General features: G+C 42.0%; 15 protein-coding genes and 1 pseudogene. 2 read left to right on the top strand and 14 right to left on the bottom strand.

Annotated elements, in window-relative coordinates; translation table 11 throughout:
- Positions 1-469: 469 nt before the first annotated feature.
- The 3 genes from K8B83_RS10515 to ackA all read right to left on the bottom strand — a co-directional run bounded on the left by K8B83_RS10515 (position 470) and on the right by ackA (position 5,460).
- On the bottom strand, positions 470-925 hold the full coding sequence (locus tag K8B83_RS10515; RefSeq protein WP_398410800.1) for a hypothetical protein: 456 nt from the start codon (positions 923-925) through the stop codon (positions 470-472).
- A 1,141-nt stretch (positions 926-2,066) separates the two neighbouring features.
- On the bottom strand, positions 2,067-4,214 hold the full coding sequence (pta, locus tag K8B83_RS10520) for a phosphate acetyltransferase (protein ID WP_188737465.1): 2,148 nt from the start codon (positions 4,212-4,214) through the stop codon (positions 2,067-2,069).
- 43 nt (positions 4,215-4,257) lie between these two features.
- A complete protein-coding gene (ackA, locus tag K8B83_RS10525; protein ID WP_223419948.1) occupies positions 4,258-5,460 on the bottom strand; it encodes an acetate kinase in 1,203 nt (400 codons plus the stop codon).
- A gap of 192 nt (positions 5,461-5,652) precedes the next feature.
- Here ackA and yfbV point away from each other — a divergent pair, with 192 nt between their 5' ends.
- Positions 5,653-6,090: a terminus macrodomain insulation protein YfbV gene (gene yfbV / locus K8B83_RS10530; protein WP_188737648.1), complete on the top strand. Its 438-nt coding sequence runs from the start codon at positions 5,653-5,655 to the stop codon at positions 6,088-6,090.
- 53 nt (positions 6,091-6,143) lie between these two features.
- On the opposite strand, the gene pflA is transcribed toward yfbV, so the two are convergent.
- From pflA to K8B83_RS10580, 10 genes and pseudogenes are all read right to left on the bottom strand, one after another.
- The gene (gene pflA, locus K8B83_RS10535) at positions 6,144-6,881 is read right to left on the bottom strand and encodes a pyruvate formate lyase 1-activating protein (RefSeq protein ID WP_188737469.1); all 738 of its coding nucleotides are present in this window, start codon (positions 6,879-6,881) and stop codon (positions 6,144-6,146) included.
- Positions 6,882-6,946: 65 nt separating this feature from the next.
- A complete protein-coding gene (gene pflB, locus K8B83_RS10540; protein ID WP_188737471.1) occupies positions 6,947-9,229 on the bottom strand; it encodes a formate C-acetyltransferase in 2,283 nt (760 codons plus the stop codon).
- A gap of 389 nt (positions 9,230-9,618) precedes the next feature.
- Positions 9,619-11,151, bottom strand: coding sequence for a DUF3360 family protein (locus K8B83_RS10545; RefSeq protein ID WP_188737473.1), 1,533 nt, complete (start codon positions 11,149-11,151; stop codon positions 9,619-9,621).
- Positions 11,152-11,643: 492 nt separating this feature from the next.
- Entirely contained in the window at positions 11,644-12,003 is a 360-nt protein-coding gene (locus K8B83_RS10550) for a hypothetical protein (protein WP_188737475.1), read from the bottom strand.
- A gap of 40 nt (positions 12,004-12,043) precedes the next feature.
- A complete protein-coding gene (locus tag K8B83_RS10555; protein ID WP_223419951.1) occupies positions 12,044-12,442 on the bottom strand; it encodes a DUF1801 domain-containing protein in 399 nt (132 codons plus the stop codon).
- Positions 12,443-12,742: 300 nt separating this feature from the next.
- Entirely contained in the window at positions 12,743-12,985 is a 243-nt protein-coding gene (locus K8B83_RS10560; RefSeq protein ID WP_398410805.1) for a LysR substrate-binding domain-containing protein, read from the bottom strand.
- 92 nt (positions 12,986-13,077) lie between these two features.
- The gene (gene tnpC, locus K8B83_RS10565) at positions 13,078-14,712 is read right to left on the bottom strand and encodes an IS66 family transposase (RefSeq protein ID WP_223419095.1); all 1,635 of its coding nucleotides are present in this window, start codon (positions 14,710-14,712) and stop codon (positions 13,078-13,080) included.
- A 23-nt stretch (positions 14,713-14,735) separates the two neighbouring features.
- Positions 14,736-15,053: an IS66 family insertion sequence element accessory protein TnpB gene (gene tnpB, locus K8B83_RS10570; protein WP_086904928.1), complete on the bottom strand. Its 318-nt coding sequence runs from the start codon at positions 15,051-15,053 to the stop codon at positions 14,736-14,738.
- Positions 15,050-15,409 carry a hypothetical protein gene (locus tag K8B83_RS10575; protein WP_086904927.1) on the bottom strand — a complete coding sequence of 120 codons (360 nt, stop codon included), beginning with the start codon at positions 15,407-15,409 and terminating at the stop codon, positions 15,050-15,052. Before K8B83_RS10575 ends, tnpB begins: the two co-directional genes overlap by 4 nt.
- Before the next feature lie 68 nt (positions 15,410-15,477).
- Positions 15,478-16,170 (bottom strand): annotated as a pseudogene (locus tag K8B83_RS10580) (LysR substrate-binding domain-containing protein); the annotation flags it as partial.
- A 243-nt stretch (positions 16,171-16,413) separates the two neighbouring features.
- Here K8B83_RS10580 and K8B83_RS10585 point away from each other — a divergent pair.
- Positions 16,414-17,736, top strand: a complete 1,323-nt coding sequence (locus K8B83_RS10585) for an IS4 family transposase (protein WP_223417409.1) — start codon at positions 16,414-16,416, stop codon at positions 17,734-17,736.
- 66 nt (positions 17,737-17,802) lie between these two features.
- Here K8B83_RS10585 and K8B83_RS10590 read toward each other — a convergent pair whose 3' ends face one another.
- A complete protein-coding gene (locus tag K8B83_RS10590) occupies positions 17,803-20,643 on the bottom strand; it encodes a TonB-dependent receptor domain-containing protein (protein ID WP_223419953.1) in 2,841 nt (946 codons plus the stop codon).
- Positions 20,644-20,661: the final 18 nt, after the last annotated feature.

Consider the following 20,661-nt stretch of genomic DNA (forward strand, 5'->3'; position numbering starts at 1 on the left):
AGTTTTTTGTAATTCTCATTTTAAAGTACACTCAGTATTGATATACTCCCCAACAAGAAGAAAGTGATTGTGCTTTTCTCTGTAAGGTAAATGTCATCCCATCAGCATGCTGTGTTATTGGCGCTAAGTCACAAACAGTATGCTGTTGAAATAATAAGACAGGCCTCCCCCCTACAAAACGACCTAAAAAGATTGGAGTGATTATGGAAGTTCATGAATACGAAAATGCTTACTATCAAGTAAAAGATGACGTGTTAGAGTCTTTACCTTCTGACGAAGAGTAAGATGATTGAACGAGCATATTGATGTGTCAGCAAGAAAGTGGCGACATTAAATACTCCGACACCGAAAATAAAAATAGCAGCCTAGGCTGCTATTTTTATTAGTGAAATACTTAATTTTCTAAATTATACATTGCTACTTTCAATAGTTGTGTGTGAATGGCGAAATGGATTAATGCCAATCAGCACTAGCCTTCAATTCTGCCTTTTTCAGGTAAGATTTCTATAATGACCCATGTACTGCCTTTTTTATGGAGGCGTATTGTTCGATCGTCAACCCACTGTCTGCCGCCTTTCAAGCCTTCCATTTTGACAACGACCGTGACGTCATCAGTAAACTTTCTGAAAAAGTCGATATCAATTTCATCAATCGACATCGTCACCTGTTTCATTGATAAGCCGAGAACATGACGTTGAACCGCTGAGGCAATGTGATAGTGATCCATGACTTCTTGAATATCTGGTGCAACAAATTGCTTTGCTTTTTCAACATCATTATCTACGTAGATAGCTTGAAAAAAACCAAGAGAAACTTGCTCAGGGCTGAGTTTAGGCTGTGCATTGGGGTCTGTTGACTGTTCACATGCACTCAAAAAAAAGACGAATAGTAGGGTAATTAATGTTATAGGTTTTATGGAAATCATTAGTCGATAACTCTATATTTTTGAATGTTATTTTTACCCTGGGCCTGTATTGACCTTTCAAGGTTGTTTTTGCCGCCAATTATTGGCCATGACTCACTGCGAGGTCGAGATGTAGTCTTGTAGGTATTCTACATAAAAAGTCGATAACACTGTAAAATGGCCGAAAAGCCAGCCCAATGCAGGTTAACAATGTTTTATTCTTTGTTGAGCGATTCTATATTTAGCAACTAGTGCTTATAGGGCCAGTAGCAAAACTCTCTTCAATAAACATGCTTTTAACTTGAATAGCACTCAACCAGCAAAGATCAACAAACCCTAGTATCTCGATTTATGACTGGACTGACAAGCTCAGTATTGGTTTTAAAACTTAGGCGTTTAAAAGCTGAGCAATGGCTAATTTCACTCTCACTGTCTTATGCTCGTTTGTTGATATCACAAGTGTGGTTGGCGCATTGTGGTAAGTCGTTTGTTGAGAGGGGGGGCTGTGTTTATTGCCACTGATTTGAGTTGGTATCATGATGTGAGGCCGCAATGAGGGCAAGCATGTAAATATTAGTGGTGCGTAAATTAAACAAACAAAAGCTAGATTTTGCGCAGTTAGTCACTATTTATGTGGGTTAGCGCCACATTTACTTGACGATTCAAACAACGCGTGTCATATATGAATACATCGTATATGAATACATCGTATATGAATACATTAGTGAATTAGATCATATTTGATCGCTAAACAAATACGCTAAGATTAACCTTGATGCTTGTCGTTGTAGTTTTATAACGAATACAGGCGTCAAAAAAGTTAATGTTATCCACAGATTCTGTGGACAAGATTGTTGATGACTGTTAGTTGCGTTTGTAACATCATGATAATATTGTTTTTTATTTTGTGGTTAAAAATGCCGCTTCTGTAGTTATGCCTCATTTATTCACCTATTAGCCTCAACTTTGCTTAAGTGTTAGTCAATCATGTTGAGCTTATCAATTGTTCAATATCTTAACGTTACAGTGATAACAAGGCCGCTGCTAATAGCGAAAGTGAATTGTTACCGTCTTGCTCTACTGTGGAATTGGTATTAATGACCCAATAAAAAAGCACTGATTAACCATCAGTGCTTTTTTGTAGTCAACTTGCTACTTATTACTACTTATTGCTGTTTTGCGATGCTTGAATCGCCGTTAATGCGATGGTGTAAACAATATCGTCTACCAAGGCGCCACGAGATAAGTCGTTAACCGGTTTCGCCATACCTTGCAGCATAGGGCCAATACTGATCAAATCGGCACTTCGTTGTACCGCTTTGTAAGTTGTATTACCCGTGTTTAAATCTGGGAATACAAACACAGTCGCTTTACCTGCTACTGGGCTGTTAGGCGCTTTAGATTGTGCTACGTTTGGCATCACTGCCGCATCGTATTGCAATGGGCCATCAATCACTAAATCAGGGCGTTTTTCTTTTGCAATGCGAGTCGCTTCACGAACTTTATCCACATCAGAACCCGTGCCAGAGTTACCCGTTGAATAACTGATCATGGCAACGCGAGGTTCAATACCAAATGCTTTGGCTGATTCTGCAGATTGAATGGCGATGTCTGCCAATTGTTCTGCATTTGGATCTGGGTTGATTGCACAGTCGCCATAAACTAACACTTGATCAGGCATTAACATAAAGAAAATGGATGATACTAGGCTTGAGCCTGGTGCTGTTTTAATTAACTGTAGCGGTGGGCGAATGGTATGAGCGGTTGTGTTCACGGCGCCAGAGACGATACCGTCAACCTCATTTTGAGCTAACATCATAGTACCTAATACCATGTTGTCTTCGAGTTGTTCGCGGGCAACCACTTCGGTTAGGCCTTTGCTACGGCGAAGTTCAAGCATAGGTTCTACGTATTTTTCGCGTGCATTTTCTGGCTCGATAATTTCAATGCCGTCACCTAAAATCACATCTTGCTGCGACGCCACACGTAAAATTTCTTCACGGTTACCAATTAACACACAACGTGCAATACCACGATCGGCACAAATCGAGGCCGCTTTTATGGTTCTAGGCTCTTCACCTTCAGGAAGTACAATGGTTTTACGAGCTGCACGAGCAAGCTCGGTCAGTTTGTAACGGAATGCTGGAGGCGACAAACGGTGTTCACGAGGTGAGTCTTGAGTGACACTCTCGATCCAGGTTTGATCAATATGACTTGCTACGTATTCTTGCACTCGTTCAATTCGCACCGCATCGTCAACGGGCACTTCATGATCGAATCGTTGAATATTGAGCGATGTCTGCCAGGTGTTAGAGTCGATTAAAAATACTGGTAAGCCCGTTTCGAAGGCTTGCTCACATAATTTCATTACTTCTGGTTCAGGCTGATAGCCACCCGTTAGCAATAGTGCACCGATTTTAACGCCATTCATGGCGGCTAAACAGGCTGAAACAATCACATCTGAACGATCGCCAGAAGTCACTAATAATGAATTGGCTTTAAAGTGAGTCAACATGTTTGGAATGCTGCGTGCACAAAAGGTGACACGACGCATACGGCGAGTGTGCATTTCACCAGCGTTGATGATTTTAGCATTTAAATGTTTTGCTAAGTCAGAGGCTCTTGGTGAAATAAGCTCTAAATTATATGGCACACTACCTAAAATGCGCAGCGGACTCTTGCCCGGTAATTGAAACATACCAGAACTGTCGGTCACATTAGTTTGCTTGTCATCAAAGACGTCTGATAAGTCAGGACGCGTACGACCTTCTTCGTCAACGGGTGCACCAATTTTGTTGATAATGGCACCGATAAGACGCTTGTTTTTTTGCCCACCCCAAGAGTTGAACGCAATTTCTAGGCGGTTCATTAACCCATTAGGGGTGTCGACACCCGGAGTGGCGATAAAGATAACATCGGCATCAAGTGCTTTTGCGATTTCATAGTTGATGTCGTCTGCAAAAGGGTGGCTACGAGTTGGCACTAACCCTTCAATCACTAGTGTTTCTGTGTTGCTTGCGCACTCTGCTGCACGAGCAATGATTTGCTCCATTAGCACGTCTTGTTGCTCAGAACGAATTAACGCTTCAGCATGTTCCATGCTGTATGGTTCTAATGGATTGACGGTAGGCGATGTACTCAAAATGGTGGTTGAGCGTTCTGGACCTGTGTCACCTGAGCGAATTTGGGCAATGGGTTTAAAAAATTGCACCTTGACGCCTTTGCGTTCTAGTGCCCTAACCATTCCTAAGCTAAGTGACGTTAAACCAACGCCCACGCCAATCGGAATTAGCATAATATTACGAGACATGAAAACCTCTTAAACTTTGTTGTTCAATAAAACAGTATCGAATTTATTTTGCTGCAATTAACTTGATTGCATCTTCGGCAATAACCCATTCTTCATTGGTTGGGATAACCATTGCAACCGTGCTACCCGCTTTGGTAATCACACCTTGTTGGCCAAAGCGAGCGGCTTTGTTCAGTGTGTCGTCAACGTTAAAGTTAAAGATTTCAAGCAAGTTAAGCACTTTTTCACGGATGAGATCTGAGTTTTCACCGATGCCGCCAGTAAAAATAATCGCGTCTAAACGGCCTAATGGCACTGTGTATGAAGCAATGTACTTGGCTAGGCGATAGCAAAAAATGTCTAATGCTAGTGTCGCGCCTTTATGGCCATCTTGGTAACCTTCTTCAATGCCACGGCAATCATTTGTTAGCTCAGAAATACCTAATAAACCGCTTTGTTTGTTGAGCAGGTTATTCACTTCATCTAGGGTGTAACCCAATTGTTTAACTAAATGGAAAATAATTGACGGGTCTAAGTCACCACAACGCGTACCCATGACTAAACCTTCTAATGGAGTTAACCCCATTGATGTATCGACGCTTTTGCCACCTTTGATAGCCGTTACAGATGCGCCATTGCCTAAATGAGCACAAATCACATTGGTGTCTTTTATGTCTTTACCTAATACTTTTGCCGCTTCTCGGCTGACAAATAGGTGGCTAGTGCCGTGCATGCCATAACGACGAATACCGTGTTCGCGATACAATTTGTAAGGTAGAGCATAGACATAGGCTTTTTCTGGCATGGTTTGATGAAATGCTGTATCAAACACCGCAACTTGTGGCAGGTCAGGAAAAGAGGCAATAGCAGCGCGAATACCAATTAAGTGCGCAGGATTGTGTAATGGTGCAAGTGACGCGCAGTCTTCAATGCCTTGGATCACTTCAGGGGTGATTATCACAGAGCGAGTAAATTTTTCACCACCGTGTACGATACGATGACCAATGGCTTTAATTTGGGCGGCCAATTGCGGTTGTGGGGCTAAGATTTTATTAACGATAAATTCAACCGCTTCACGGTGTGCGGTGAACGCGCCGAGTTTGGCTTCGTTTTTACCACCATTAAATTTCCATTTAATACGCGAATCTTCTAAACCAAAACATTCTGCAAGACCAGAAATTTGTTCATCGCCTGATTGAGCATCAATGATGGCAAATTTTAATGATGAGCTACCGCAGTTGAGGACGAGTACTAATTTATCTGACATGTTAACGCCTTTTAAGTCAATGAAGCTAAATGAAATAATAAAATCCATTTTTGTGTAACGTTGAATTCAATCGTTACCCTGGGTGTATCTCCACGAATTGTGTACGCTATAAACTAGTGTATTTAGAACAATTCTCTGTATTATGCTAATGTAAAACCCTTGTACTCAGTTGTTTAGGTACCTTGATTGAACATGAATGTAATAACGTTATTTATAGATGGTCGCCGTTATATGAAGACCTGGCCTATGGTGCGACAATTGGGGTTATATTTCCCTGAATATCGTGTTGTCAAAGCCACACAATTAGCCATCATTGTGATGCCAATTTTGGGTTTGTTTGCCGCAGTCAGTCAGCTTTATGTATTGGGCTGGGACTTTTTACCGCAAGCCATCACTGTATTACTATTTTTTATCAGCTTACCTATCCAAGGTTTGCTGTGGTTAGGATGGCGAGCGCGACATCCTTTGCCGTTGTCATTATTTGATTGGGGCAACCGGCTCAGTTCAACCTTGACTGAAATGGGCGTTGCTTGCCAACCATTAAGCGCTAGAGCCTGTTATTTAGACATGGCTGCTATCTTAAAATTGGCCTTTGAACGTTTAGACCGAAGTTACTGGGAAGAATTATAATTCATCCTGTAATTAAACGGTCGCTAATTTACCTTAAAAGACCATAATCTAGTTTAATATGTTGCTTTTATGCCTCTTTCTAAAAAAACATGTTGCAGTTGTTGCAAAGTTTTTTCACTCGGTGCATGAACATTCGCCAATGCATATTCTTCACCAAAGGCTTGCCACTTGTGCTCCCCAAGGGCGTGATAAGGGAGTAATTCTACTTTTTCAACATTTTGCATAGGTTTAATAAATTCAGCTAATTCAATCGCCGACTCAACATCTTCTGTAAATCCAGCCACTACCACGTAGCGTATCCAGGTTTTAATACCGCGTTTGGCAAGGTATTGAGCGAATTGCAAGGTACGATGATTACTGACTTTGGTTAAATCGATGTGTTTGGCATCATTCATTTGTTTGATATCAAGTAGCACCAGGTCAGTATTGTCGAGCAGCTCGTCAATGACGGGTTCATATTTACGAACAAAACCATTGGTATCTAAACAAGTATGAATGCCTTGCGCTTTACATGCTTTGAACAATTCACTGACAAATTGTGCTTGGAGTATTGCTTCACCACCGCTGGCGGTGATACCGCCACCACTGGCATCGAGAAACGGCTGATAAGCAATCACCTGAGCCATAATCTCTTCAACCGACATAAGCTTTCCACCCTCTAGATCCCATGTGTCACGGTTATGGCAATATTGGCAGCGCATCAGGCAGCCTTGCATAAATGTGATATAGCGGATACCGGGTCCATCAACTGTACCAAATGATTCCACTGAATGTATGCGACCTAACGTCATTGGGGTTCCTTAATGTCGAAAAAAAGGCTGTATCGAAATGTCGATACAGCCCATTTTAGCAGAGACTACAGACCTTTAGTGAAAGTACGTGTAATGACGTCTTGTTGTTGCTCAGGTGTCAGTGCGTTGAAGCGTACAGCGTAACCTGATACACGAATGGTTAATTGTGGATACTTATCTGGATTCACAATCGCATCTTCAAGCATTTCACGGTTCATCACGTTCACGTTTAAGTGTTGACCACCTTCACGATTGGCTTTGCTGGCAAAATAACCATCCATTAATGATGCCAAGTTGGTACGGCGACCTGAGTCATCTTTTCCTAATGCATTTGGCACAATTGAGAAGGTATAAGAAATACCGTCTTGAGCGTGAGCAAATGGCAGCTTAGCCACAGACGTTAATGAAGCAATCGCGCCATTTTCATCACGGCCGTGCATTGGGTTAGCACCTGGTGCAAATGGGGCACCTGAGCGACGACCGTCTGGTGTGTTACCGGTTTTCTTACCATAAACCACGTTAGAGGTAATGGTTAAGATAGACTGTGTTGGAATGGCATTGCGATACATTTTCTTATCGCGAATTTTAGCCATAAAGCGTTCAACTAAGTCACACGCGATGTCATCAACACGTGGATCGTTGTTACCAAATTTTGGATAATCACCTTCGATTTCAAAATCAACGGCAATACCGTCTTCATCACGAATAGGTTTAACTTTTGCGTATTTAATAGCAGACAGTGAGTCAGCTGCAATGGATAAACCAGCGATACCACATGCCATGGTACGGCGTACATCACGGTCATGAAGGGCCATTAATGCAGATTCGTAAGAATACTTGTCATGCATAAAATGGATCGCGTTTAGGGCTGTCACGTAATGTGTAGCTAACCAATCCATTAAGCCGTCTAAACGAGACATCACATCGTCAAATTCTAGGACATCGCTTGTAATAGCATCTGCTTTAGGCGCAATTTGGATTTTAAGTTTTTCGTCAACACCGCCGTTGATGGCATAAAGCATGGTTTTGGCAAGGTTAGCGCGAGCTCCGAAGAACTGCATGTGCTTACCGACAACCATTGGGCTTACACAACATGCGATAGCATAGTCGTCTGACTCGAAGTCCGGACGCATTAAGTCATCGTTTTCATATTGAATTGAGCTGGTGTCAATTGATACTTTAGCACAGTAGCTTTTAAAGCCTTGTGGTAGTTGAGTCGACCACAATACTGTGATGTTTGGCTCTGGACTTGCACCCATGTTGTAAAGAGTGTGCAAGAAACGGAAGCTTGATTTAGTCACCAGTGTACGACCATCAAGGCCCATACCTGCAACAGACTCTGTTGCCCAAATTGGGTCGCCAGAGAATAATTCGTCGTATTCTGGAGTACGTAAAAAACGAACCATACGCAGTTTCATTACGAAATGGTCAATCATTTCTTGCGCTTGTTGTTCTGTGATTAAGCCGCTTTTTAAATCACGTTCAATGTAAACATCAAGGAAGGTTGAAGTACGGCCTAATGACATTGCAGCGCCGTTTTGGCTTTTCACTGCAGCAAGATAGCCAAAGTACGTCCACTGAATTGCTTCTTTCGCGTTTTTAGCTGGAACAGAAATATCGCAGCCGTATTTAGCGGCCATGGTTTTCATATGACCTAACGCACGATGTTGTTCTGCGATTTCTTCACGAAGCTGGATAACACTTTGCAAATCCTCACCGGCTTCCATTTGAGCTTGTAAAGATGCAAATTGGTTAAACTTGTCTTGCATTAAATAGTCGATACCATACAACGCGACACGACGGTAATCACCAATAATACGACCACGACCGTATGCGTCTGGTAAACCGGTTAATACGCCAGATTTACGACATGCCATGATTTCAGGCGTGTATACATCAAATACCCCCTGGTTGTGGGTTTTACGTAATTCTGAGTAAGTATATTGCACGTCAGCGTTTAGTTCGCGACCATAAGCTTGGCATGAACCTTCAACCATACGAATGCCGCCATTAGGCAACATGGCGCGTTTTAATGGTGCATCTGTTTGTAAACCAACAATCGTTTCTAGATCTTTGTTGATATAGCCTGCGTCGTGCGAGGTAATGGTTGACACCATATCAGTATCAAAATCGACAGGTGCGTGAGTTTGGTTTTCTAACTTGATGCCTTCCATCACTTTATCCCATAGCGATAAAGTAGCATCGGTTGCGCCAGCTAAGAATGCTTCATCACCCTCGTATGGCGTATAGTTTTTCTGGATAAAGTCACGTACGTTAACTTCTGTTTTCCAATCGCCAGCTACGAAACCTTCCCACGCATTGGCAAATAGTTCGGTTTTATCTGTCATTTACTTAACCCTCTGGTTGTTTAATTACGGATACCTTTCAAGTAAAACAAGCGCTGTTATCCGTTAAATGTTTGCATTCTAGTGTCTAGGAACATTCGCTAGACTGAGTCGTTTACCGCTTCTGCGACATTCTTGGCAATCGGTATGCCTAACTCACTTTAATGACGCTTCAGATCTAATAACCGGCAATGGTTTTAAATTGGTAAGACCATTTATCCACCTAATAATAATAGCACAAGCCATAGGTATTTTCGGCACATTTCGTTATTGGATTGGTAAAACTGTTAACTGGTTAACAATACCGTTTTTTATTTGGCGTTAAGCAGCCAACAAAAAAAGCGAAACATGATCTGTTTCGCTTTTTTAGTGGTTTTTTGAGTGAGGTTTTATTATAGCAGTGCAGGGATGCCTTCAATCATTCCTACGGCAAGCATGGCAGCTAAACAAATCACAAATGCAAGGCCTGGGATCACAATTCTGTCAGCAAATGATAATGTTTTAGGGCGCTCTTTATCGCCAATCAAACCATTGTTATCAAGTAGCATTGTTAGTGCCCAAGCAAGTACTGGGTTGGCAACAAATGAGGCGAAAATACAAATGCCGGCAGCTTGACTGCTGGTGGTATCTTTTACCATTTGTAAACCCGCTTCAAGTAGCGGTAAAAACACACCGACTAATAGCGCAATAGACATTACAGGGCGCCATACGGTGATATCCATTGGGTAACCTACAATCGCCACAATAATACATAAACTACCGAGTAAAATTGCGCCTGCTGGAATAGGGCGTTTAGCGATAGCCGCAGGGATCATGTATGTTCCCCAAGATGAAGTAATGTTACCGCCACCTACAGCTGTACCAACCATCTGTCTGATTGAGCATGTGGTCATCGTGTCGTCCACATCCATTAATACTTTTTCTGCACCTTTAGGGTAGTTGAGCTCTTGGAAAATACGGTGACCCAAAAAGTCAGGTGACCACATTGCGACAGCTAAAATGGCGAAAGGTAGAGAGGCGATAAAGTGGGCCATATTAGGTAAGCCCAACATCCAGCCGTGTTCTGTAGAGCCCCACCAGTAAACGGGGTTTAAATTAGGGATACCAGGTGCGGTAGTAAATTGCAGATCAAGCCCTGCGCCCAGTCCAAATGCTAACGCAATGGCAGCAATCGAACACAGCGGAATGGCTAACCAACGTTTGCCAAACTTAGCTAATGACGCATAGATTATGACGTTTATTACCAGGATGATAAAGGCTACATACCCTAGTGAATAATCTAAGCTGTGTTTCGCTTGTAAGCCGCCAGCCCAATCAAACAACGACCCTATTTGACTCTTAGCGCCCATAAAGCCAAGAAACACCAATAAGCCGCCAGCAACTCCACTACTGGTGAGATTAACCAGTTTTGAACCCCCTTTGAAATAGCTTAACAACAAGCCGAATATACCGATAAGGATTGCTAAAGCTAACGGATGAGCACCAGCAAGGGCGATGGTGCCAATGAGCGGGATCATTGGGCCGTGATTTCCGCCAAGGTTTGCACGTGGATTAATTAATCCCGAGCTGATAATACAAAACAATAATGCAGGAATAAGCATTTCTACGCGCACAATTTGAATGGCAAATTCAGCCCCCAGATTGACATGCTCCCACTTTTCACTGAGCCCTGCCGCCCATGCAGCCATTACCGCTGAGTACATTACTGTAATACCAATAGTACCTGCGATGGCTGGGACTAAGTCTTCCCATTCAAAGCGAAAGTCACGCCCAGGAAGGTTAAGTCCCCAGCGCCTTGGTTTCATTATTTTTAATTCGTTTTCTAAGTAGGCATCGCGCGTTGCAAATTCACTGGCTGGGCGGTGAAGTTCACTGTAACTCGCTTCATTGTCTGGTGTGGCTGCTTGATTGCTTGTATCTGACATAATTTCTCATTCTCCGAAAAGAACAGGTTATTTCATCAATTGATGAAGTTGAGTGTGTTCCATTGCAGTGATGGCGGTTGGCCATTAAGTTAGCTAGCCAATGAGCTTAATGCGCTCAGATCACCTTACTCGACTGCGATGCATTTTCATCAAATTGCGCCACAGTGATGTCCTTATAGTGTGTGTTTTTCTTGGTAAGACCAATTTACCTGTTAATTTTAGCATAGGCCGTGCAGACCATCACTTGCTATCAAGAAAGTTGATGTTTTGTTTATTCGAAGTGGGAGCTGGTTAACAAATTGAAGCTAATATTAGATCAATAAATTGCATTTATACGGGATGGTGTCGTTTGTTTTTTGTTCAAATCAAGGTTGCAGGGTAATGTTGTTATTTGATTGGTGATGTAAGGTTGCTTCATTACCGCGCCCAGCACTGAAAACAAGGCGATGCTCTGAAGCAAATATCTTCAAGTTGATTTGGCATAGCCAAAGTTTACAGGCACCGAAACGAAACGAGCATAGTGTCATAAGCAATCATATTACAACATTGAATGACATCGGATTTCATTTGATGTAAAAGCATATCATTGTCAATTACATCATCTGTATTTAACAGGGCGCTGCGCTGTAAACGGCCTAAAAAACTGTGGTGTTGAACCTGGGTATGGTGAATGTCTTTATCGAGTTCAATCTCAATATCCCATTCTGCAAACGCCATTTGAATTTCTTGTTCAAATTGCTTTTGCATCAATATATTATCGCCATCAGCGTCAGCTAAATTGTCAGCGGTAAATTCATGGGTTATTACCAGCTCAAATTGAGCAAGCATATCCAGCATATTGTTATGAACCATGTGGTTCTCCTATCCAGTGATAGTATTTGTGATTAGCATACTAGCTTGCTTTACAATGGTATTTTTGCTGCATGTGCTTTACCGAGTGTGTTGCAATTTCAGTGAATACCGTTAGGTTTATATCTGATAATTTATTGATGTAGAGGCACGATTTACCTAATTTATGCTTGCCTAGCTTTGAAAGTAATTGTTGGTATGCTTCAAATCCTGGCATGATATACACCACTAAATGTTGTTTACGCGGTGAGAAGGCTATGACGGCAGATCCGCCTTCTCGGCCACTCTCATATTGATAATGATAGTGACCAAATCCAATAATGCTTCCCATTAAATAGGGTTTATAACCCGATGCGCTTTCAAGTAGTGATAACAGACTATGTGCATCTTTCTGCCTGGCCTCATTATCTAACTTTGATAGAAAGAGTTTAATGTCGTCCATTTATTTATCCTCTTGCAGTATCGAAAAACCTAATTTTTTAGAAGGGTAATCGCATTTGTTGCCGTTGCATGTGTTCATTTAGTCATCAATTTTACGCCATATTTACGCCATAATGTTTACAAACAAAGCCCACTGAAACTGTGTTTTTTATCTAGATTACCTACACTTTAGCACTGTCTGTGCATATCCGTTGAGTGGTTTGAATTTTTGATTCAGTCATTTACCCGTCGTTTATTGTGGGTCTAAATATCTTGTGCTGGCATAGTCGATATAACGCTTTTGGATATTGTTTTATTAATGCTATTTTTTTGCTAATCGTTTGGCCTCAGCAATAAGGCAGGCTCTTAACGGATTATCACCCGTATCTTGACGCCATATAAACGACAAATGACGATTTAAATTAAGCTCTGGTGTGTTGAGCACCACCAACTCACCTTTAAATACGTCTTTTTCAATATCTAAATAGGGCAGGCAGCTTAAATAGACTCCATTTTTAACAAGTGCTTTTAATAAACGTGAGCTTACGGCAGCATGGCGTGACATAAGTAATAAAGCAAAAAATCTGGTTTCTTAAATTTCAGGCACGGCAATACTTAGGCCACTGGCCCAAGCATTGCTTGATTATGAGCGGTTTATTATTGGTATTGGTCGAGATAATTCCAAGGTAGGTATTTTTCAGGATGCTTTTTTGCATCATCCGCATCTCGTTGCAGTCGCGTAAAGTAATCAAATACATTGATGCCTGCTTCATTGCCTGTTGCTATCATCGACGTGATAACATCGCCAATGTTCGCACCGAGTAAGCTTTTACGAAACATCGCATTTTTTCTATCTCGCACCACTATTTTTAACATCGATTCTATGCGGTTATTATCTATTTTTACCCCTTCGTGATGGCAAAATAAACTCAGCCCGTCATAGTGTTTTAAAAAATAACGGATAGCTTTGCCTAGACCGCTATTTTCTTCAATGCTTTCATTAGTAAAGTGCTTTTCACCCCAACTTTTAATCGCTTCAAGTATGGGTAATGAATGTTGCTGATGGTACTCAAGTCGCTCGCGTGCGGTGAGTTCACGTTCAATGGTTGTCTGTTCATTGCGCCAAACTTCACCATAGAGTGTGAGTATATTTTCAACCTCTTCGGGGAAATGATTAATGACATCGACAAACTGGCGCCTTGCATGGCTATTACAAAGTGATGTTTCAACCTCGCAAGTACTTGGCTGATTACTGGCGAGCGCATCACTCATTAATATCGGTGCGACAGTGACTTGTCGTTTGTAGAGTATGCGGTCGATAAACTCACCTGCGTGCCCAATATTGGTTTCAAATAACACAATATCATGGCCCGTTTTTAAGCTGGCAATCACTCCTGATGTATAAACACCTGAGCGCAAGCGTGTTTTCTCGCTATTACGTACTTTCTTTTCAACTGGCTTGGCGTCAAGAATACGGTGGGTGGTGTCATCTAAGTAATAGTGCTTTGCATCGCCAGCCAACTCAAACAAGTGCTGGTAAACAGGATAAATCGCATCACAGACAAGCTCTACTTGGTCAAACACCGTCGACGCAGTGATGTTGACGCCCAATAGCTTTTGGATGTTGCCTTGACGATAAAAAGGTAGCCCTGCAAAGTATTTATAAATCGCCATTAACGCACGCGCAGAGTAACCATATTTTTGATGACTATTACCGTCATGTAATACTTCATCGGGCAGGTTTGCCGTGAAATAGGCACCACACGCATTGCAACGCAAGCGCTCCATAATATGTTGCTCTGGGGTAAAAGGCGTTTGCCCTGTAATGCGCAACAAACTGCCAGGCTCGACTTTATAGACCTTACCTTTCAAACATTCTGGGCAGCTATCCCCTTTATTTACTTCGTTTAACGCATGTTTGATGATAACCGGTTTGACCTGTGTAAAGTCTTCATCCTGTGTTTTTAGTTTTTTACTTTTCTTGCTGGTTTTTTTCTGTGCTTTACACAGGTCGCTTTGTTTTTCTGATGATTTTTCAATCCCAAGTAACTTACGTAATTTATGCACGGTGATACCGTGGTCAGCTAGCTTGTTTTGTGTTGTTGTTAATGTCAGTAACGCATCAAGCAATAACTGATAATCATCAGCGCTAAGCGCAAGATTATTTTCTTTGGCTTCAATCACTCGCTTGATTAAATCATCGAGAGATTGTGCATCGATATCGTTAAAAGGTTTTGCCACAATAAGCCTTTTGCCTGCGGGAATAAAAAAGAGGATGGAGTATGATCCCATTTAAAATGAAATCAAGCGGTTATTTATAATGGGTGGTAATTCCCGCTGAGCAATTGCCGTAAATGTTTGGCGTCCACGGACGTCATGGCACTATTAATGGTTGGCCAGCCAGAGAACTTGCCCTTAGATAAACGCTTTGTCATCAACCAAAAACCGTTATTTTCATAAGCGAGTGCGCGCACCATGGTTTTGTTACGATTAATAAAAACAAACAAGGTACCAGAGCGAGGCTCACAATGAAGGCGTTGTTTACACAGCGTAGCTAACCCATCAATGCCTTGACGAAAATCAGCGGGCTGGGTAGCAATCAAAATGTCGCTATGACGGGTTAAATGGATCATGATTTTATGGCCTCAATTAACTGAGCAAACCGTGTTTCGCTGACTTCGCCAGATACGGCTAAAGAATTGCCATTGTTGAACTTCAGGGAGATAGAAAGCGACTCGGTTATCGGCGTTGCATTGGGTAGTGAAATAAAGTGATTGGATACATCACTTGATGAGTTGGCGGTAAGCCAAGTATTGAATTGCTCATGACTAATACGCAACTTTTTAACAATGGTTGTTTTTGAATAATGCGGTAAAAGGGCGATCGCTTGCTGGCGCAAATTTTCAGGGATTGCACTACCTCGAGAAGGTTTATTGCTTCGCCACTGTTCAAAGTTAGCGAGGGTGTTAAGGAGTTTATCTGGCATCATTGTGACCGGGTTGATTTAGTTACAATGATTAAATCAGGTTAATTGAAATAAGTTGAGCTACGCTGCCGTAAGCTCACTAATAAACCGACTTGTTCATATTCTTTCCACACATTGAGTTTATCAATCAATCCGTGAATTGCTGCATCAAAAATGCGTCGTGTACCCGCACCAGGTTCTCTTAATACCCATTTAGCGAGCTCTAGCTGAGACAGGCTGGTTTTGGGGTGCTGAGCGAAGGGATGGTGGGGGGCTGCAACAACGACAAGGTGGTCATCTATCCACGGTTCTTGATGAAGTCGACTGTCATCAATACGTCCTTCAATAATGCCTAAGTCAAATTGGTAATCTAGTACTTCTTTGGCAACATGATCACTGTTTTCTACCGCGAGCTCTATCCTGAGTTCAGGAAAGTCATTATCAATGTTACTGATAAGTTGAGGGAGTAGGTGTTCTGCTGCAGTTTGGCTGGAGCATAGCTTAACGGTGCCGCTGATAATATGTTGGTCATGTAGGCCGAGGGTTATTTGTTGGGCATCTTGGAGCAACTTTTGAGCTCTTGGGCGTAACCATTGCCCCCAGTGACTCAAAATTAATCGATTTCCTTGACGTATAAATAACGGACGTCCCAGTAAATGCTCAAGTTGACTTAATGACATACTCACAGCAGATTGGCTCATCGATAATTTTTTGGCCGCCGCACTAACACTTTCTAGGCTGGCCACTGCGTCAAAAACAGCGATTTGTTTTAATGTGAAATGCATACATTACCTATTGATAGTAAAGCCAATGAGCCAATAGTCGGTCATTTTGGCTATACGGTATAGTCATCAATGTGAGTTTTGTGGCGAGATTAGCAGTAATCCAAGAAACAGGCGGGCTTTACCCCCATACATACAAATAAAAAAACGGCATCAAAAGATGTAATGCCGATCGTTTAAGCGACTTGAACGATCTTTTCTAGGCTTCATAATCGGTCTTAGATTTATTTCTGAGGCCGATTTTTTATGTCTGAATTTTCTTTAGAGTTACAAGCGACTGCTGAATTGCATTTTCCAGAGTCAATCGACTCATTTCGCAAAAATATCCCTATCGAATGGGTATCGGAAGCCGTTAATCAAACAGGCCGTGCCGCCGTCAGAAAGAGAAGATTCCCTGCTGAACAAGCCGTTTGGTTGGTACTTGGGATTGGTTTGATGCGTAATCGTTCTATTAGCGATGTTTGCGATAAATTGGAATTGGCTTTTCCTGATTCAAAAGGCGATTTGCCCCCCTTAGCCACGAGCAGCATTGTTAAAGCTAGACAGCGCATTGGTTATGAACCATTGCGGTACCTATTTCACACCACGGCAACTCACTGGGAAGCTGAAGGACAGTCAGACTCAGTCTGCGGTCTTAAGCTTCTTAGCGTTGATGGCACTCAATTTAAAACGCCAGAAACTGAAGATAATAAAAAGTTAGGCTACGCCAGAGGTAAATCAACATTCCCCTCGGTCCTTGCTGTGACGCTCATGTCAACACGAACGCACCTCATTTCTGATGCCGCCTTCGGCCCCATAACAAACAGTGAAATATCTTATGCTCAACAACTTGTAGGCTCAGCCCCAGATAATTCTTTGACTCTTTTTGACCGTGGTTTCATGTCTGCAGAGCTTTTTGAATCATGGCGTGGAGCAGGAGCGAATACTCACTGGCTCACACCAATAAAAAGCAAATTTAGGTACGAAGTTTTAGAAGAATACTCAGAGCACGATAAACTGATAAAAATGCCTGTGTCACCTGATGCAAAAAGAAAATATCCTCACCTTAGGGATAGTTGGCAAGCTCGTTTGGTGCTTATTCCTGTGCCTAAAGGAGAAATCAAAGGGTTTATAACCTCACTAGAATGCCCGATTACCTACCCATTGAAAGATATCATTAACGTTTATTGGGAACGCTGGGAAATAGAGCAGAGTTATGGTGAACTCAAGCAAGGTCAACTGAATAATCAAGCCATTCTTAGAAGCCAAAAAGTCGAAGGTATTTATCAAGAACTATGGGGAATCTTAATTTCTTATAACCTAGTTCGATTAGAAATGAAAAGGATGGCAGAATCTCATGACGTAGAGCCATTAAGAATAAGCTTTATCAATGCATTAAGACTCATTCAAGATGAGTTCCTATGGTGCTCAGGACGGACACCTGGAACGATCCCTAAAAAGCTGCAAAACCTTAGGGAGAATGGAAAGCGATTAATCCTACCAAAAAAAAGAAAGCGAAAACCATTTCCAAGACAAGTGCTATATAAAGCACCACGTTACCCCTATAAGAAAAGAGCCGCTCACTGTTAAGCGAGCGGCATTACATCAAAAGATGCCGTTTAAAAGACAGAACTTACAAAAACATCATATCAATGTTTAAAATTTATAAGTTGCTGTGGTGTGGAAGAAACGACCTACGTTGTCATACGCTGAGCTTGCTTCTTCAGTACCTGTAGTACCGTAAGGTAAGTCACGGTTAAATACGTTGTCGATACCAAACTTCAATGTCACGCCAGAGTCAAAGTTATACGCCACAGATACATCACTGATGTAGTAGTCGCCATAGGCCATAGCGCTGCTTGGGTTTGCATTGTTATCTAATGTGTAGTTAGTGTACAAGTCTACCGCTTGGATATAACGAGTTCTCCAGGCATAGTCCCAGTTATTGATCGCATAACCTACACTTAAGTTAGCCTGCCACTTTGCATAACCAGCCGTACCAGCAAGCTCTTCATAAGTGTCTGGCTCATCTTGGAATGAATAATCATTACGCTTAAGCAGACGAGTCGCAATCAGGTTAGTTGTTACGTCACCTTCAAAGGCTTCAAAGGTGTAGCGAATATCAAAGTCGATACCAGATGCTTCAAGTGAAGCGATATTTAACGCAAATTGTTTAATTTGGGTAATTTCGCCAGTGCTTGAATCACGAGTAATCAAACTGCAGTATTCGTTGTTAATACCTGATGTAGAGTCTACACAACGGTCAAGAATATCTTGAGCACCTACAGCGCTAATGGCGTTTTCGATTTCGATATCCCAGTAATCAGTGGTAATAGACAAACCTTCGATAAAGCTTGGTTGATATACCACACCTAAGGTGTAACTTGTTGACTCTTCTTCTTTTAACTCTTCATTACCGCCACTTAATCCTTCAAGTGTTTTGTCATCATAATCTGAGTCAAAGCTGCTTGAAACGCCTAATGCGGCACAGTTTGCTTCGCGAACAGAGGCATCACTTAAGTCATTTAGGTTTGATGTGCGGCAAGGATCATCAACACTAAAGAACGTTTGACTCGCAGCGCCATAAAGCTCACTGATGTTAGGTGCACGGATTGCTTCAGAGTACGTAGTACGAACACGAACTTCGTCGTCGACTTCCCAGCTTAAGCCTGTTTTCCAGGTAGTGGCATTGCCAATGGTGCTGTAATCAGCAAAACGAACAGCTAAATCAAGATCTAACTGACGAACCATAGGTAAGTCAGCTAATAACGGCACTGTCATTTCGGCAAAGACTTCGCTGACGTCAAATTCGCCTTTGTCTTCACCCAATACGTTGAAGAAAGTTCCTTCAGCATTATCAGGTTCAAAGATTTCACTTTGTTCTTTACGGTATTCAACACCGGTAGAGAACCCAACATAACCCGCTGGCATTTCAAACAAACCAGAGTTTGTCATAGTGCCACCTAATACGGTCTGCTTAATCACCGAGGTACCGATAGAGGTGGTATTAATATAATCAATGGCTTCTTGGCTAGGAGCACCAAACCCAAAAATATCAACAGCCACACAGCCAGCAGCTCTTGCTGTTTCATCGCGACATACGGCTTCGCCATCAACTAAAATTGAATCAAGCGCATTGGCGTAATTGCTATAGACTAAGTTGTTTTTGTTAATACGCTTAAGATCAGTTTGGCCATAAACAGCGTAAACATCGTAATCCCAATCTTCTAAAACAACACCTTCCATACCTAAAACGTAGCGTTGGGTTTCACGGGTATCATCTTCGATACGTACACCTAAATCCGTCATAAAGCGACGAACGTTGATCGTGTCTACGTCATTAGCTTGCATTAAGCTCGCAAGTTCTGGGCTAACAAAGGCATTATCTATGCTGACATTGTTAACTGAACTACCAAAGAAAAATGCAGGTTGTCCTTCGTCAGTTGACTGACTATTAACGTATTTGCTTTCAAAATAAACGTTGTGATCATCGTTTAGTTGGTAGTTTGTTTTGAAGTTAATATTGTAACGTTCAAATTCAGGCTGCAAGGTAACAAACTGATTTAAGTTAGTGAAGTCACAATCGGCACAACGAATACCATCAACGTTTTCGCCCAAGTACACATCTTTCATTGAACCGTCAGCGTTAAAGGTTTTCCAACCATCTAAATAAAACGTGCCGGCATTACTGATGCTGTAATGACCTGCATTTGGCGTTAAAATTTTATCAGGATCAGCTGGGTCGTTATTATCTACGGTGCGGCTTGAGTTGGTTAAACTGGCAAACGATGTTGCAGTTTGCTCGCGGTCATAAGCGGCTAATTCATCTTGTGCACTGTACTCAACGGCAAAAGCAATATTACCATCGCCTTGCGCAAAATCGGTACCGTAAGAAAGAGAGAAACGATCTTTATTAAAATCGCTGTCATCAGCCCAGCCTTTTGTGGCAGAAACATCTAAACCGTTAACATTTTTCTTTAAAATAAAGTTAACCACGCCTGTTACCGCATCAGCACCATAAATTGCAGATGCGCCACCGGTGATCACTTCTACTTTATCAATCCACACACTTGGGATGGTATTGACGTCAACAGATGAAGTACCCGCAGAGCTTGATACATGGCGCTTACCATTAACTAGCACTAGGGTTCTAGCAGTACCCATGCTTCTTAAATCAAGTAAGTTAAGTCCAGAAGTACCAATAAAACGACCAGAGTTTGCCAATGAGTAGGTGTTGCCTAGTGCAGGTAATTGGTTTAGCGCTTCACCAATGTTAGTTACACCTGTTGATAACAATTCGTCACCGGTAATAACAGTTACAGGTGTTGGCGCGATTGCACCTTCACGAATAATGCGTGAGCCCGTAACAGAAATACGTTCAACATTTGATGCGTCTGTTTCTTCTGCAACAGCATAGATTGATGTGGTGGCAGACAAGGCTACACCACTGATTAACGCAATGCGAACCGCACTGGCTAATTTTGAATTAACTTGCATTTATCACTCCCAGAAATG

This window comes from Shewanella inventionis (assembly GCF_019931735.1).
Classification (GTDB): Bacteria; Pseudomonadota; Gammaproteobacteria; order Enterobacterales; family Shewanellaceae; genus Shewanella; species Shewanella inventionis.

Excerpts from the sequence above, each read along its gene's own strand:
- K8B83_RS10585 (WP_223417409.1), top strand. The coding sequence starts at position 16,414 with ATGTCTGAATTTTCTTTAGAGTTACAAGCGACTGCTGAATTGCATTTT.
- yfbV (WP_188737648.1), top strand. The coding sequence starts at position 5,653 with ATGAATGTAATAACGTTATTTATAGATGGTCGCCGTTATATGAAGACC.
- K8B83_RS10575 (WP_086904927.1), bottom strand. The coding sequence starts at position 15,409 with ATGATGCCAGATAAACTCCTTAACACCCTCGCTAACTTTGAACAGTGG.
- K8B83_RS10515 (WP_398410800.1), bottom strand. The coding sequence starts at position 925 with ATGATTTCCATAAAACCTATAACATTAATTACCCTACTATTCGTCTTT.
- K8B83_RS10545 (WP_188737473.1), bottom strand. The coding sequence starts at position 11,151 with ATGTCAGATACAAGCAATCAAGCAGCCACACCAGACAATGAAGCGAGT.
- pta (WP_188737465.1), bottom strand. The coding sequence starts at position 4,214 with ATGTCTCGTAATATTATGCTAATTCCGATTGGCGTGGGCGTTGGTTTA.
- tnpB (WP_086904928.1), bottom strand. The coding sequence starts at position 15,053 with ATGATCCATTTAACCCGTCATAGCGACATTTTGATTGCTACCCAGCCC.
- K8B83_RS10550 (WP_188737475.1), bottom strand. The coding sequence starts at position 12,003 with ATGGTTCATAACAATATGCTGGATATGCTTGCTCAATTTGAGCTGGTA.
- K8B83_RS10560 (WP_398410805.1), bottom strand. The coding sequence starts at position 12,985 with ATGTCACGCCATGCTGCCGTAAGCTCACGTTTATTAAAAGCACTTGTT.
- pflA (WP_188737469.1), bottom strand. The coding sequence starts at position 6,881 with ATGACGTTAGGTCGCATACATTCAGTGGAATCATTTGGTACAGTTGAT.
- K8B83_RS10555 (WP_223419951.1), bottom strand. The coding sequence starts at position 12,442 with ATGGACGACATTAAACTCTTTCTATCAAAGTTAGATAATGAGGCCAGG.
- pflB (WP_188737471.1), bottom strand. The coding sequence starts at position 9,229 with ATGACAGATAAAACCGAACTATTTGCCAATGCGTGGGAAGGTTTCGTA.
- tnpC (WP_223419095.1), bottom strand. The coding sequence starts at position 14,712 with ATGGGATCATACTCCATCCTCTTTTTTATTCCCGCAGGCAAAAGGCTT.
- ackA (WP_223419948.1), bottom strand. The coding sequence starts at position 5,460 with ATGTCAGATAAATTAGTACTCGTCCTCAACTGCGGTAGCTCATCATTA.
- K8B83_RS10590 (WP_223419953.1), bottom strand. The coding sequence starts at position 20,643 with ATGCAAGTTAATTCAAAATTAGCCAGTGCGGTTCGCATTGCGTTAATC.